This window comes from Paracoccus versutus (genome assembly GCF_000763885.1).
GTDB lineage: Bacteria > Pseudomonadota > Alphaproteobacteria > Rhodobacterales > Rhodobacteraceae > Paracoccus > Paracoccus versutus.
In genome coordinates this window covers 1-13,918 of the sequence record NZ_JRKO01000035.1, presented here as the reverse complement: position 1 = coordinate 13,918, position 13,918 = coordinate 1, and the positions used below count along the sequence as shown (strand labels likewise).

General features: G+C 70.3%; 14 protein-coding genes. 11 read left to right on the top strand and 3 right to left on the bottom strand.

Annotated features, from left to right (window positions below):
* From IT40_RS16065 to IT40_RS16055, 3 genes are all read right to left on the bottom strand, one after another.
* Positions 1 to 657: an amino acid ABC transporter permease gene (locus IT40_RS16065; protein WP_036757344.1), complete on the bottom strand. Its 657-nt coding sequence runs from the start codon at positions 655 to 657 to the stop codon at positions 1 to 3.
* Position 658: 1 nt separating this feature from the next.
* A complete protein-coding gene (locus IT40_RS16060) occupies positions 659 to 1,327 on the bottom strand; it encodes an amino acid ABC transporter permease (RefSeq protein ID WP_036757342.1) in 669 nt (222 codons plus the stop codon).
* 67 nt (positions 1,328 to 1,394) lie between these two features.
* Positions 1,395 to 2,408: a LacI family DNA-binding transcriptional regulator gene (locus IT40_RS16055; protein ID WP_052096047.1), complete on the bottom strand. Its 1,014-nt coding sequence runs from the start codon at positions 2,406 to 2,408 to the stop codon at positions 1,395 to 1,397.
* 947 nt (positions 2,409 to 3,355) lie between these two features.
* Between IT40_RS16055 and IT40_RS16050 the strand changes: the two genes are divergently transcribed.
* The 11 genes from IT40_RS16050 to IT40_RS16000 form a co-directional block, all read left to right on the top strand.
* Entirely contained in the window at positions 3,356 to 4,045 is a 690-nt protein-coding gene (locus tag IT40_RS16050) for a GntR family transcriptional regulator (RefSeq protein WP_052096045.1), read from the top strand.
* 25 nt (positions 4,046 to 4,070) lie between these two features.
* A complete protein-coding gene (locus IT40_RS16045) occupies positions 4,071 to 5,051 on the top strand; it encodes a TRAP transporter substrate-binding protein (RefSeq protein ID WP_052096044.1) in 981 nt (326 codons plus the stop codon).
* Positions 5,052 to 5,115: 64 nt separating this feature from the next.
* Positions 5,116 to 5,622 (top strand): TRAP transporter small permease, encoded by a 507-nt coding sequence (locus tag IT40_RS16040; protein ID WP_036757341.1) that lies wholly within the window; start codon positions 5,116 to 5,118, stop codon positions 5,620 to 5,622.
* Positions 5,623 to 5,626: 4 nt separating this feature from the next.
* Positions 5,627 to 6,907: a TRAP transporter large permease gene (locus IT40_RS16035; RefSeq protein WP_036757339.1), complete on the top strand. Its 1,281-nt coding sequence runs from the start codon at positions 5,627 to 5,629 to the stop codon at positions 6,905 to 6,907.
* Between the two features lies 1 nt (position 6,908).
* Entirely contained in the window at positions 6,909 to 7,952 is a 1,044-nt protein-coding gene (locus tag IT40_RS16030) for an L-idonate 5-dehydrogenase (RefSeq protein ID WP_036757337.1), read from the top strand.
* A gap of 4 nt (positions 7,953 to 7,956) precedes the next feature.
* Positions 7,957 to 9,114 (top strand): alpha-hydroxy acid oxidase, encoded by a 1,158-nt coding sequence (locus IT40_RS16025; RefSeq protein ID WP_036757334.1) that lies wholly within the window; start codon positions 7,957 to 7,959, stop codon positions 9,112 to 9,114.
* 18 nt (positions 9,115 to 9,132) lie between these two features.
* Positions 9,133 to 10,341: a mannonate dehydratase gene (uxuA, locus tag IT40_RS16020; RefSeq protein ID WP_036757332.1), complete on the top strand. Its 1,209-nt coding sequence runs from the start codon at positions 9,133 to 9,135 to the stop codon at positions 10,339 to 10,341.
* Complete coding sequence (locus IT40_RS16015; RefSeq protein WP_036757330.1) at positions 10,338 to 11,786, top strand: mannitol dehydrogenase family protein; 1,449 nt, start codon at positions 10,338 to 10,340, stop codon at positions 11,784 to 11,786. The genes uxuA and IT40_RS16015 overlap by 4 nt, the downstream gene beginning before the upstream one ends.
* A complete protein-coding gene (locus IT40_RS16010; protein WP_084197193.1) occupies positions 11,783 to 12,700 on the top strand; it encodes a sugar kinase in 918 nt (305 codons plus the stop codon). The genes IT40_RS16015 and IT40_RS16010 overlap by 4 nt, the downstream gene beginning before the upstream one ends.
* 140 nt (positions 12,701 to 12,840) lie before the next feature.
* Positions 12,841 to 13,473 carry a CerR family C-terminal domain-containing protein gene (locus IT40_RS16005; RefSeq protein ID WP_279432807.1) on the top strand — a complete coding sequence of 211 codons (633 nt, stop codon included), beginning with the start codon at positions 12,841 to 12,843 and terminating at the stop codon, positions 13,471 to 13,473.
* A partial coding sequence (locus tag IT40_RS16000; protein WP_036757327.1) for an HlyD family secretion protein occupies positions 13,466 to 13,918 on the top strand: 453 nt, incomplete at its 3' end. The genes IT40_RS16005 and IT40_RS16000, both read left to right, overlap by 8 nt.

Sequence of the window (13,918 nt, the reverse complement as noted above, 5' to 3'; positions counted from 1 at the left end):
TTAGCGGGTGATCGCCAGCCGCATGCGCGCCTCCATGTGCCGGGCCAGAAGCGACAGCGGCCAGCACAGGACGAAATAGAGCGCGGCCACCGTGCCGAAGACCAGGAACGGCTTGAAGGTCGCGTTGTTGATGATCTGCCCGGCGCGGGTCAGCTCGGTAAAGCCGATGATCGAGGCTAGCGAGGTGCCCTTGATCAGCTGCACCAGGAAGCCCACGGTCGGCGCGGTCGCCAGCCGCATCGCCTGCGGCAGCACGACATGGCGCATCCGGTCCCGGTAGGACAGCGACAGCGCCACCGCCGCCTCGGTCTGGCCCGGCGGCACCGCCTCGATCGCGCCGCGCCAGATCTCGCCCAGGTAGGCGCTGGCATGCAGCGTCAGCGCGACGGCCGCGGCCAGCAGCGGGTCGATGGGCAGGCCAAGGACGGCAAGGCCGAAATAGACCAGGAACAGCTGCATCAGCAGCGGCGTGCCCTGGAACACCTGGATGAAGCCCGCCGCGATCCGGCGCCGCAGCCGGCCCTGGGCGGTCCGCGCCAGCGCGACGGCCAGCCCGCCGATGGCGCCGCCAAGGAAGGCGATGACGGACAGGATCAGCGTCCAGCGGACGGCCGAGACGATGAACAGGATGTCGGCAGAGGAAAATTCGCGGATCATCTCAGCGGCTCGCAGGATAGGTGAAGAAGGCGCGGCGGATGGCGGCGAACAGGGTCGAGAACCCCAGCGCCAGCACGAAATACAGGATCGTCAGCACCAGGTAGATCTCGAAGCTGGCGAAGGTGCGGGCGTTCAGGTCCGCCCCCGCCGAGGCAAGGTCGTTGGCCGAGATGACCGAGACCACGCTGGAGGTCAGCATCAGGTAGATGAACTGGCTGGTCAGCGACGGGTAGATGTTGCGCAGCGCCGGGACCATGACGACATAGCGAAAGATCTGGGCGGGGCTCAGGCCCAGCGCCCGCCCGGCCTCGATCTGGCCGCGGGGGATCGATTCGATGCCGGCGCGGATGATCTCGGTGCCGTAGGCGCCGACATTGACCACCAGCGCCACCAGCGCGGCGGTGTTCGGCGACAGGCTGATGCCGGCGGCGGGCAGGCCGAAGAAGATGAAGAAGATCTGCACCAGGAACGGCGTGTTGCGGATCACCTCGACATAGACATCGACCAGCCAGCGCAGGGGCCGGATGCCCGAGGTCTTGGCCACCGCGCCCAGGACCGAGACGACCAGCCCCAGCACCATGGCCATCAGCGACAGCCGCACCGTCAGCCAGGCACCGTAAAGCAGCAGGTCGAGATTGCCGAAAACCGGCTGGAAGTTGAACTGATACATCTGCCCTCCCCTGCTGATGCGTCGATTCCTGCGATTTAGAACGATCTAAAACGGATGAATGCAAAAGTCAACCCGCCTCGGGCCCGCTGCTGTCCCGGATCACCAGCCGCGGCGCCAGGATCGCGCGCTCGGGCGGCGCATCGGGGTCGGCCAGCCGCCGGGCCAGCAGGCGCGCGGCGGCGACGCCGATGCCGGCGGGGTCCATGGCGACGCTGGTCAGCGGCGGATAGGTCAGCTCGGCCAACGGCAGATCGTCGAGGCCGACCACGCCCAGGTCGCGCCCCGGTTCCAGCCCGGCGCGGCGCAGGCCCAGCATCAGCCCGGCGGCAAGGACGTCGTTGAAGCACAGCACCGCCTCGGGCCGGCTTTGCAATGCCAGCACCTCGGCGGCCGAGCGCGCGGCGCCCTCCCAGGTCAGGTCGGCCTCGACGATGCCGGCATCCTCGGCGCCGGTCTCGGCCAGGGCGCGGGCAAAGCCGGCCAGCCGCTCCTCGCGCGCCGAGGTGCGGGCGCCGACCGACAGGAAGGCGATGCGGCGGCGGCCCAGCCGCACCAGGTGCTGCACGGCCAGCCGCACGCCCTCGATATAGTCGGCGCCGGCGTAGTCGGTGGCCCCGCGGTCGATCTCGCGCAGCGACTGCACCATGGGCAGGCCCCAGCGGCGCATGCGCGCCGGCAGGTCGGGCGGCGTCCCCGCCGCCGGGCACAGGATCACGCCGTCGACGCCATGGCCGCGAAAGCGTTGCAGGATGTCGTCCTGGCGCCGCGGATCGTCCTGGCTGTTGGCCAGAAGCACGACCCGGTCGTCCTCGCCCATCACCCGCTCGACGCCGGCCAGGAACTCGGTGAAGAACGAGTTCACCAGGTTCGGCACGATCACCCCCACGGTGCGGCTGCTGTTGTTGCGCAGCCGCGCGGCGCCGATGTCGCGGACATAGTCCAGCTCGGCCATGACCTGCTCGACCTTCTCGCGGGTATGGTCGGCGACCAGGGGCGATTTGCGCACCACCAGCGACACGGTGGCCCGCGATACCCCGGCCATTCGCGCGACCTCGTCCAGCGTGACCCGTTTGCGCTGCATGGCGATCCCCCCTTCATGACGTCCCCTCATGGCTTTCGTGCCGGCGGGCGGGATGTCAAGCCCGCAGCGGATCGTCCCTTGTCGCGGGCCTTGCCCCAGGCCCGGCCGGCGCAGGGGATGGCCTCGCAAGATCGGGCGCTCGGCAAGCTGGTCCTGCCGGAAGCGCCGCTCGGCGCCGCTCGCATCGCCGAATGTCTGGACAGTTCCGCAAGGGTCGGCGCGCCGAGCACCCCGCCCGCAGCTGCGCCCCGGATAAGGCCGGCTCCGCCTGCCAGGCACTGATCCCGCCGGGCCAGTCACCAGCTGCATTCCCTCCTGAACCGACGTCACGCCAGACCCATCCCTGCGCGGCGCAGGCATCTGCATGTCTTCCCGAAGGATTTTCCCATGACTGGGCCTCTTGCCGCCCTGCTGGGCTCAGCCGCCGCCCGTGCCCTGCCCGCCAGCCTCGCACCAACTGCCGCTCATGCCGTTCGCACGGCCAGAAGCCCAGGATGCGATCTTTTTAGGAAGCTCGCTTTTTGCCGCGTGGTGCCGCGATGCGCGGGCCAGCTCGCGGGTCGCCGGACCCGGTTCGGGCGGACGGCCAGGATCGGGAGCCGCATCGTCTTCGCCATGGCCGATCATTGTGCCGGTCGCCGCAGAGGTCGCCTCGCCACCGGCAGAAGGGCCCGCTCTGTGGCCATACCCATTGCCAGGCCCAGGGTCAGCCGCACCGTCTCGCTTCCCTACCCTTGCGAAGCCCGGACGGAGACCAGCGTCCTGCTCAGAGGGCTGGCCAAGACCGGCAAGGGATAAGCAAGCGGGCAGCGGGGGAAATCCGGTCGCCACATGGCGGACGGATGATCTAGCATGAAGGGGGCGAGAACGGCTTCAGCAGCTCGCCGCGCTGTTTTCTATTTACTAGTATGCAAGTATGCAATACATCCGGGCGAGGGAGAAGAATCATGTCCATGCAGCCGAATATCGACTTCACGCTTTCGACCGCGCCGCAGGTCTATGACTGGCTGCGCGACGCGATCCTGCGCGGCGAACTGCCGCCCGGCACGCGGCTGAGCGAGACCGAGATCGCCAACCAGGTCGGCGTCAGCCGCCAGCCGGTGCGCGAGGCCTTCATCCGCCTAACCGCGGACGGGCTGGCCGAGGTCCGGCCCCTCCGGCCCCAGCGCGGCACCTATATCCGTCGCATCTCGGTCTCGGCGGTGCTGTCGGCGCGGCTGATCCGCGAGGCCGTCGAAAGCGACCTGATCCGCATGCTGGCCGAACAGGCCGACGACAGGCTGCTCGCCCGCCTTGACCAGGAGATCGAGGAGCAGAGCGTCGCCGTCGCCCGCAACGATGCCGAAACCTTCGTGCGGCTGGACGACCGCTTCCACCGCCTGCTGGCCGTGGCCACCGGGCAAGAGGCGGTCTGGGAGGTGCTGGAAGGGCTGAAATCGCAGATGAACCGCCTGCGCTACATCACCGCGCGCACCTTCGACATCCAGAAGCTGATCGGCCAGCACGCCGAGATCGTGGAGGGCCTGCGCAACCACGACCCCGGCCTGGCCGAAGCGGCCATGCGCCGCCACCTGCGCGAATTGCTCAACGACCTGCCCGAGATCTCGCGCGCACGCCCCGAACTTTTCATACCCTGACCCCGCATCATCCCGGAGGAGAACGATGATCACCCTGAACCGCCGCCGCTTCGCGGCGCTGGCCGTGGCATGCCTGACCGCCGCTTCCGCCATGGGCGCCTCGGCCGCCGAACTGACGCTGAAGCTCGGCCATCTCGCGAACGAGCAGAACTCGTGGCACAAGGCATCGCTGAAATTCGCCGAAGAGCTTGACCGCCTGACCGAAGGCCGCATCGCCGTCGAGGTCTTTCCGAACGACTCGCTGGGCCGCGAGATGGACCTGATCAACGGCATGCAGCTGGGCACGGTCGAGATGACCATCACCGGCGAAAGCCTGCAGAACTGGGCGCCCATGGCCGCGCTGCTGGCCATTCCCTATGCCTATCAGTCGCTTGAGCACATGGACGAGGTCGCCGGCGGCGAGATCGGCACGCAGATCGAGGCGCAGGTCATCGAGCGCGCGCAGGTCCGGCCCATCGCCTATTTCGCCCGTGGCCCGCGCAACCTGACCGCGAACCACCCCATCACCTCCCCGGCCGAGCTGAACCGGATGCGGCTGCGCGTGCCCAACGTGCCGCTGTTCGTCGACACCTGGACCGCGCTTGGCGCCCAGCCGACGCCGATGGCTTTCTCGGAGGTCTTCACCTCGCTGCAGAACGGCACCATCGGCGGGCAGGAAAACCCGCTGGCACTGATCCAGGCCGCCTCGCTGAACGAGGTGCAGAGCCATGTGAACCAGACCGAACACGTGCGCAGCTGGATCTACCTGACCATCGCCGAGCAGGTCTGGCAGCGCCTGTCCCAGGAGGACCAGGCCCATGTGCTGGAGGCCGCCCGCATCGCCCAGGAATTCGAGCGCGAGCAGTTCCTGCAGGACGAGGACGCCATCCGCGCCGACCTGGAGGCCAAGGGCATGACCTTCGTCGAGGTCGACCAGAAAGCCTTTGCCGACGGCTCGCGCGATGCGGTGATCAACAGCGTCGACGAAAGCATCCGCCCCATCGTTCAGGACCTGTTCAACCATTGACCGGCAACGGGACGGAGCCGGCGCGAACACCCGCGCCGGCATCTTCCCCCAAGGGTTTGGAACCATGAAAAACCTGGCACTCTTGCAACGCGGCGTCGCGGCGGCCAGCCGGTTCGCGGTGGGCATCGCCTTCTTCGCGCTGATCGTGGTGGTCACGCTTCAGATCGCCACCCGGACCTTCGGCCTGCCCTCGCCGGTCTGGACCGAGGAACTGTCGCGCTACCTGCTGCTCTACATGACCGCCTTCGGCATCGGCCTGTCGCTGATGACGGGCGAGCTGGTGAACGTGGACCTGCTGCAGGAAACCGTCTCGGAAGCCCGCGCCTGGTGGATGCGGCTGATCGCGGCGATCTGCACCGCCGCGCTTGGCGGGGTGATGATCTGGCCGGCCTGGAAATTCACCACCATCGGCGCCTTCCAGCGCTCGCCCAGCCTGCGCTGGCCGATGGACATCATCCACGCCTCGGTGCTGGTGCTGTCCGTCATGCTGTTCCTGTTCGCGCTGCTGCGGGTAGTCGGCATGATCGCCGGCACCGACGACGGGCGCCCCCATCTTGCCGAGGAAGCCTGAGCCCATGGATCTTTTCCTGCTTCTGACCACCTTCTTCGTGACCCTGGCGCTTGGCGTGCCGGTCGCGGTCTGCCTGGGGCTTGCCTCGCTGGCCTATATCCTGACGGCGGGCCTGCCGGTCGTCATCATCCCGCAGCGCATGTATGCGGGCATGGACGTCTTTGTCCTGCTGTGCATCCCCGGCTTCATCCTGGCCGGGAACCTGATGAACTTCGGCGGCATCACCGAGCGCATCATCCGCCTGGCCAATGCCATGGTGGGCTGGATGCGCGGCGGGCTGGCCATGGCCAACGTCGCGGATTCGATGATGTTCGGCGGCGTCTCGGGCACGGCCGTCGCCGATGTCGCGGCGACCGGCGGCGTCATGATCCCCGGCATGAAGAAATCCGGCTATCCCGGCGATTTCGCCGCCGCCATCACCGCCGCCTCGGCCACGGTGGGACCGATGCTGCCGCCCAGCGTGCCGATGATCATCGTCGGCGCCCTGTCGGGCATCTCGGTCGGCCAGCTGTTCCTGGCCGGCGCGGTTCCGGGCGTGCTGATGGGCATTGGCATGGCGATCACCTGCTACATCCTCGCCGTGCGCCGCAACTATCCGCGCCAGCAATGGCAGGGCTTCGGCGAACTGATCGCGGCCTTCCTCGCCGCCTTCTGGGCGCTGGCCATGACCGGGCTGATCATCGGCGGCCTGCTGACCGGCATCGCCACGCCGACCGAGACCGCCATCGTCGCCTGCCTTTACGCCTTCGTCGTCGGCGCCTTCGTCTATCGCGAGCTGCCGATCCGCGCGGTGCCGCGCATCATCGTCAACAGCGCGATCTCCTCGGCCGGCATCCTGGCGCTGGTGGGCTTCGCCAATGTCTTCGGCTCGATCCTGGCGTCCGAGCGCATCCCGCAGATGCTGGTCAGCAGCGTGCTGGCGATCACCGACAACCCGATCCTGGTGATCCTGCTGATCAACGTGCTGCTGCTGACGATCGGCATGTTCATGGAGACCATCGCCGCGCTCATCATCCTGTTCGTGCCGCTGCTTGGCCTGGCGACCAGCGTCGGCATCGAGCCGCTGCATTTCGCCACCTTCGCTGTGCTGAACCTGATGATCGGCCTGACCACGCCGCCGGTGGGCGTCTGCCTGTTCGTCGCCTGCAACATCGCCCGCGAGCCGCTGGCCAAGGTCATCAGCGCGGTCATCCCCTTCCTGATCTCGAACATCATCGTGCTGCTGCTGGTGTCCTACTACCCGCCCTTCGCCACCTGGCTGCCGACGACGCTGATGGGGAACTGACATGGCACAGGAGATCGCCTGCCGCCTGCATGCGGCCCATGACCTGCGGATCGAGCCCCTGGCCGAGCCGCAGCCCGCCGAGGGCGCCGCCCTGGTCCGCGTGCTGCGCGGCGGCATCTGCGGCTCGGACCTGCATTACTACCATGACGGCGGCTTCGGCCCGGTCCGGGTGCGCCAGCCCATCGTGCTGGGCCACGAGGCCGCCGGCGTGGTCGAGGCCGCGCCCGAGGGGTCCGGCCTGGTGCCGGGGCAGCTGGTGGCGCTGTCGCCCTCGCGCCCCTGCGGCGAATGCGACTATTGCCGCGCGGGGGCCCAGCGGCATTGCCTGGCCATGCGCTTCAGCGGCTCGGCCATGCGGCTGCCGCATGAGGACGGTTTCTTCCGCAACCGGCTGTATCACCCCGTCGGCCAATGCCTGCCGCTGCCCGAGGGGGCAAGTGCCCAGGCCGCGGCCGGGGCCGAGCCGCTGGCGGTCTGCCTGCACGCGCTGAGCATGGCGCCCGACCTGTCCGGCCAGCGGGTGCTGATCACCGGCGCCGGTCCCATCGGCGCGATCTGCACCGCGCTGGCCCGGCTGCGCGGCGCGGCCGAGGTCGTGGTGACGGATGTGCAGGACTTCACCCTGGGGATCGCCGGCCGCATGGGCGCGGACCGGGCGGTGAACGTGGCCGAACAGCCCGACGCCCTGGCCGACCTGGCCGAGGGCAAGGGCCAGGTCGACGTGGTCCTGGAATGCTCGGCCAATCCCCATGCCATCGCGCAGGCCATCGGCCTGGCGCGGCCGCAGGCCACGATGGTCCAGATCGGCGTCGGCGGCACCCTGCCCCTGCCCCTGAACCTGATCGTCGCCAAGGAACTGCGCCTGGTCGGCACCCATCGCTTCGACCGCGAGTTTGCCGAGGCCGTGCGCATGATCGGCGCGGGCCAGATCGACCTGTCGCCCATGGTCACGCAGGTTCTGCCGGCGGCCGAGGCGCAGCGCGCCTTCGACCTGGCCGGCGACCGGGCGCAGGCGGTCAAGGTGCAGCTGGATTTCGGGGCCTGAACCCATGCCGGTCATCACCGAGATCGAGGATCTGCGCCGCCTGCACCGGCGGCGCGTCCCGCGCATGTTCTACGACTACGTGGATGTCGGCGCCTGGACGGGCAGCACCTATCGCGCCAACCGCGCCGATTTCGAACGCATCCTGCTGCGCCAGCGCGTCGCCCGCAACATCGAGGCCCGCAACCTTGCCACCACCATGCTGGGCCAGCCGGTCTCGATGCCCCTGGCGCTGGCTCCGGTGGGCCTCTTGGGCATGCAGCACCCGGATGGCGAGATCCACGCCGCCCGCGCCGCGCAGGCTGCCGGCGTGCCCTTCACCCTGTCCACCATGTCCATGTGCTCGCTCGAGGACGTGGCGCAGGCGACCGGCGCGCCGTTCTGGTTCCAGCTCTACACCCTGCGGGACGAGACGTTCCTGGAGGACATCCTGGAGCGCGCCCGCCGCGCCGGGGTGACGGCGCTGGTGCTGACGCTGGACCTGACCATCCAGGGCCAGCGCCACAAGGATCTGAAGAACCGCATGACCGCGCCGCCGCGGCTGACGCTGCCGAACCTGATCGACATCGCGCTGCATCCCCGCTGGGCGCTGGGGATGCTGGGCACGCGCCGGCGCAGCTTCGGCAATATCGTCGGCCACGCCCGCGGCGTCGAAAGCCTGGGCGACCTGATGGACTGGACCGCGCGCCAGTTCGACCAGCGGCTGGACTGGGCGCGGGTGGAACAGATCATCCGCAAATGGGGCGGGCCGGTGATCCTGAAGGGCATCAACGACCCCGAGGACGCGCGGCGCGCGCGGGACACCGGCTGCGACGCGATCCTGGTCTCGAACCACGGGGGACGGCAGCTCGACGGCGCGCCCTCGACCATCCGCGCCCTGCCGGCGATCCGGCGCGCGGTCGGGCCGGACTTTCCGCTTTATCTCGACAGCGGCATCCAGTCGGGACAGGAGGCGCTGAAGGCCATCGCCCTGGGCGCGAACGCCGTCTTTGTCGGCCGCGCCTTCACCTATGGGCTGGGCGCCATGGGGCAGAAGGGCGTCGAGGCGGCGCTGGCTATCCTGCGCCGCGAAATGGACATCACCATGGCGCTTTGCGGCGTCAACGACATCAAGGATTTCGGTCCCGGCTGCCTGTGGCCGGACGACCGCGGCAATGCCGCCTGAAGAACAAGGAAAACGTGAATGCGACATACCTGGCGCTGGTTCGGCCCCAAGGATCGGGTCTCGATCGACGACATGCTGCAAGCCGGGGTCCAGGGCGTGGTCACCGCCCTGCACCACGTCCCGACCGGAACGGTCTGGTCCCCCGAGGAAATCGCCCGCCGGCAGGCCGAACTGGCGGTGATGGCGGACGGCGCGCCCTCGGGCCTGAAATGGGAGGTGGTGGAAAGCCTGCCGGTCAGCGAGGCAATCAAGACCCAGACCGGCGACTGGCGGACGCATGTCGCCAACTGGATCACCTCGATGCGTCACCTGAAGGACGCCGGGATCGAGGTGATCTGCTATAACTTCATGCCGGTTCTGGACTGGACCCGCACCGACCTGGCCTGGCGGAGGCCGAACGGCGCGCGCTGCATGCGCTTCGACTTCACCGATTTCGCCGCCTTCGACATCCATATCCTGCAGCGCAGGGGCGCAGCCGAGGATTTCCCCCAAGAGATCCGCGAGGAAGCCGCCCGCCGCTTTGCCGCGATGGACGATGCCCGCCGCGAAGAGCTGGCCGGCAACGTGGTCTTCGGCCTGCCCGGCGCGGCCGAGCATTTCAGCCTAAACGACGTGCGGGCGCTCTTGGAAAGCTATGCCCCGGTGACGGACGCGGTGCTGCGCCGGCATTTCCACGACTTCCTGGAACAGGTGGTCCCGGTCGCGCAAGAGATCGGCGTGCGGCTCTGCTGCCATCCCGACGACCCGCCCTTTGGCCTGCTGGGCCTGCCGCGCGTCATGTCGACCGAGGCGGATTACGCCGAGCGCATGGCCGCCGTGGACCTGCCGGCGAACGGCATCACGCTTTGCTCGGGCTCGCTGGGGGCGCGGCCGGACAACGACCTGCCGGGCATGATGGAGCGGCTGGGCGACCGGGTGCATTTCCTGCACCTGCGCAACGTGCGCCGCGACAGCGACGCGATCCGCGGTTCCTTCTTCGAGGACGAGCATCTGGGCGGCCAGACCGACATGGTGGCGCTGGTCGCCGCGGTCCTGCGCGAGGAGGCCAAGCGCCGCGCCGCCGGCCGAGCCGATGCGACAATCCCGATGCGCCCCGACCACGGCCAGGACATCCTGGACGACATCGGCCGCGGCGGCCAGCCCGGCTATCCCGCCATCGGCCGGCTCAAGGGCCTGGCCGAGCTGCGCGGGGTCGAGCTGGCGCTGAGCCACGGGGCGCGGCCATGAGCCCGCGCCTGGCCAGCCTTGCCGACCTGCCGCCCGGCGTCGCGCGGCCGCGCTACGACCGCGCCGCGCATGGCATGGGCATCCTGCATCTGGGGCTGGGCGCCTTCCATCGCGCGCATCAGGCGGTCCATACCGACGACGCGCTGGCGGCCGAGGGCGGCGACTGGCGCATCCTCGGCGCCAACCTGCGCAGCCGCGAGATCCCGGATGCGCTGAACGGGCAGGACGGGCTTTTCACCGTGCTGGAGCGTTCGGAAAGCGACCGGGCACGGGTGATCGGCGCGCATGGCCCGGCCATCGGCGGCGATGCGGCGGCGATCCTGCGCGCCGCCTGCGATCCCGCGATCCGCATCCTGTCGCTGACCGTCTCGGAAAAGGCCTATGGCATCGACCGCGCGGCCATGGATGCCGATCCGGCCCATCCCGCGGTCGCCGCCGATCTGGCGCAGCCGCAGGCGCCGCAGGGCGTGCTGGGCATCATCCTGGCCGCCCTGGCGGCGCGGCGCGAGGCCGGGGCCGCGCCCTTTGCCGTGCTGAGCTGCGACAACCTGCCCGACAACGGCGCGCTGCTGCGTGCGGGCGTGCTGGGCCTTGCCCGCCGCCGCGACCCCGACCTGGCCGGCTGGATCGCCGATCACGTCGCCTTTCCGGCGACCATGGTGGACCGCATCACCCCGGCCACGACCGCGCGCACCCTGGCCGATGTCGAGGCGCTGACCGGCCATCGCGACCTGGCCGCGGTCGAGACCGAGCCCTTCAGCCAATGGGTGATCGAGGACCACTTCCCGCACGGCCGCCCGGCATGGGAGGCCGGCGGCGCGCTGTTCGTGCGCGACGTCCGCCCGCATGAGGCGATGAAGCTGCGCATGCTGAACGGCAGCCATTCGCTGATCGCCTATGCCGGGCAGATGCTGGACCTGCCGCATGTCCGCGACGCCATGGCCGACCCGCCGTTGGCGGCTCTGGTCCGGCGCCACATGCAGGCGGCAGGCGCGACCCTGCCGCAGGGCGCCGGGCTCGACCTCGAAGCCTATGCCGCGGCGCTGCTGGCGCGCTTTGCCAACCCCGCCATCGCCCACCAGACCCGGCAGATCGCCATGGACGGCACCGAGAAGCTGCCGCAGCGCTGGTTCGCCCCCGCGGCCGAACTGCTGCGAGCCGGCGGCGACGCCCGCCCCTTTGCCTTCGCCACGGCGGTCTGGCTGGCATGGCTGGCCGGGCAGGAACAGGCGCCGGACGATCCGCGCGGCGCGGCGCTGCTGGAGCTGGCCCGCAAGGCGGGCGGGGACGACGAGGCCCTGGCCCGCTCGGTCCTGGGGCTGCCGGGGCTGGCGCCGCCTTCGCTGGTCGGCGATGCCGCCTTCACCGGGACGGTGCGGCAGGCCGTGACCCATATCCGCCGCGACGGGTTGCGCGCGGCCATGGCGACGGAGTTGGCATCGTGACCGGCAAGTCCATCCTTTCCATCGGCGAGGCCATGGTCGAGCTGTCGCCCTCGGGCCAGGGCGGGCTGTGGCGGCTGGGCATCGCCGGCGACACGCTGAACACGGCCTGGTATCTGCGCCGCCTGCTGCCGGCCGACTGGCGCGTGGCCTATTGCAGCCGCGTGGGCCTGGGCGAATTCTCGCAGCAGATGGTCGATTTCCTGGCCGCCGAGGGGATCGACGCGACCCATGTGGGCCGCGACCCCGGCCGCGAGATCGCGGTCTATGCCATCTCGCTGAAGGATGGCGAGCGCAGCTTCAGCTATTGGCGCGACACCTCGGCGGCCAAGGGGCTGGCCGACGATCCGGCGGCGCTGGCCTCGGCGCTGGCAGGGGTCGGCATCGCCTATTTCTCGGGCATCACCCTGGGCATCCTGCCCCCGGCCGGCCGTGCCACATTGATCGGGACGCTGGCAACCGCGCGCGCGGCGGGCACGCAGGTGGTGTTCGACCCGAACCTGCGGCCCCGGCTCTGGCCCGACGCCGCCGCCATGTGCCGCGAGATCGAGGCGGCGGCGGCCGTCGCCGACCTGGTCCTGCCCAGCTTCGACGACGAGCGCAGCTTTTTCGGCGATGCCCATCCGCAGGCGACGGTAGCGCGCTATCTGGCGCGCGGGGCCGGGCAGGTCGTGGTCAAGGCGGGCGGCGACGCCATCCGCTATGGCGGGCGCGAAGGCGCGGGGCTGGTCGAGGGCCTGCCGCGCGAGGTGCCGGTGGACACCACCGCCGCCGGGGACAGCTTCAACGCCGGCTATCTGGCCGCGCGGCTGGACGGCGCCGACATCCCCGCCGCCATCCGCCGGGCGCATGACCTCAGCCGCCGGGTGATCCGCCATCGCGGCGCATTGGTGCCCGAGGCGGTCGCACAGGGCTGAGCCCCGGCCGCCCATGGCCCTGCCGCGGCAGGCACCGGGCGGCCTTTTCGCATCCTGCCCAAAGGGCGGATGCCCGCGGGCTCGACTCCGGGCCGAAAATCCTGTATCAATCGTTTGATTGACATTTCGGCGTGATCGGCATGGACCCGCATCCCACCCGCCTTTCCCTTATCGGGGCCGCCATGCAGCAATTCGGCCGCGGCGGGTTCCAGGCTGCCTCGACGCGGGCCATCGCCGCGCAGGCGGGCACCAACATCTCGTCCATCGCCTATCACTTCGGCGGCAAGGACGGGCTGCGCATCGCCTGCGCCGATGCGGTGGCCGAGCGGGTGGCGCAGGTCGCCCGGCCCCTGCCCGGCCTGCTGGACCGGCCGGACCCCCGCCACGCCCGGCTGCTGCTGCGGCGGCTGGTGCGCCGGATCGTCACCTTCATGATCGTCAGCCCCGCGGCCAGCGACGCGGTGGCCTTCGTGCTGCGCGAACTGGCCGAGCCGGAAAGCCCGGTGCTGGACCGGCTTTATACCACGCTGATCGAACCACGCCACCGCGCGCTCTGCGCGCTCTGGTCCGCCGCGACCGGCGAGCCGGCAGAGGCCGAGGAGGTGAAGCTGGCCGTGTTCTCGCTGATCGGGCAGGCGGTCTATTTCCGCGTGGCCGCGCCCATCGTCCAGCGCCGGATGGGCTGGCGGCATTATGCACGGGCCGAGGCGCGGGCGATCACCCGGCGGATGCTGGCCAACCTGGACCGGATGACCGGGGGCGCGGATGGCTGATTTCATCTGCTCGCTGGCCTTTCTTGCCGCGCTGTTTTCCCATTGCGGCCCGCCGCCGCCCCTGGGCACCGGCTATGCCGAGGGCGAGCATGTGCAGATCGCCCCCGTGGCGACGGCCCGGATCGAGGCGCTGGCCGTGCAGCGCGGCGACCGCGTCGAGGCCGGGCAGGCCGTGGCCATGCTGGAAACCCGCGACGCCGCGCTGGCGCTGGCCGCGGCCGAGGCAGCCCAGGCCCGCGCCGCCAGCACCCTGGCCGACCTGGAGAAGGGCGGCCGCGCGCCCGAGATCGCCGCCATCGAGGCGACGCTGGCCTCGGCCCGCGCCAATGCCGAACGCATGGCGCGCGAGGCGGCGCGGCAGGAGCGGCTGCTGGCGCAGCGGGTCAGCGCGCCCGCGCAGCGGGACGACGCCCGCGCCGCCGCCGACATGGCCGAGGCGGCGGTG

What these genes read in the sequence shown, in the direction of transcription:
- IT40_RS16065 (WP_036757344.1), bottom strand. Translation starts at nt 657, where the DNA reads ATGATCCGCGAATTTTCCTCTGCCGACATCCTGTTCATCGTCTCGGCC.
- IT40_RS16060 (WP_036757342.1), bottom strand. Translation starts at nt 1,327, where the DNA reads ATGTATCAGTTCAACTTCCAGCCGGTTTTCGGCAATCTCGACCTGCTG.
- IT40_RS16055 (WP_052096047.1), bottom strand. Translation starts at nt 2,408, where the DNA reads ATGCAGCGCAAACGGGTCACGCTGGACGAGGTCGCGCGAATGGCCGGG.
- IT40_RS16050 (WP_052096045.1), top strand. Translation starts at nt 3,356, where the DNA reads ATGTCCATGCAGCCGAATATCGACTTCACGCTTTCGACCGCGCCGCAG.
- IT40_RS16045 (WP_052096044.1), top strand. Translation starts at nt 4,071, where the DNA reads ATGATCACCCTGAACCGCCGCCGCTTCGCGGCGCTGGCCGTGGCATGC.
- IT40_RS16040 (WP_036757341.1), top strand. Translation starts at nt 5,116, where the DNA reads ATGAAAAACCTGGCACTCTTGCAACGCGGCGTCGCGGCGGCCAGCCGG.
- IT40_RS16035 (WP_036757339.1), top strand. Translation starts at nt 5,627, where the DNA reads ATGGATCTTTTCCTGCTTCTGACCACCTTCTTCGTGACCCTGGCGCTT.
- IT40_RS16030 (WP_036757337.1), top strand. Translation starts at nt 6,909, where the DNA reads ATGGCACAGGAGATCGCCTGCCGCCTGCATGCGGCCCATGACCTGCGG.
- IT40_RS16025 (WP_036757334.1), top strand. Translation starts at nt 7,957, where the DNA reads ATGCCGGTCATCACCGAGATCGAGGATCTGCGCCGCCTGCACCGGCGG.
- uxuA (WP_036757332.1), top strand. Translation starts at nt 9,133, where the DNA reads ATGCGACATACCTGGCGCTGGTTCGGCCCCAAGGATCGGGTCTCGATC.
- IT40_RS16015 (WP_036757330.1), top strand. Translation starts at nt 10,338, where the DNA reads ATGAGCCCGCGCCTGGCCAGCCTTGCCGACCTGCCGCCCGGCGTCGCG.
- IT40_RS16005 (WP_279432807.1), top strand. Translation starts at nt 12,841, where the DNA reads ATGGACCCGCATCCCACCCGCCTTTCCCTTATCGGGGCCGCCATGCAG.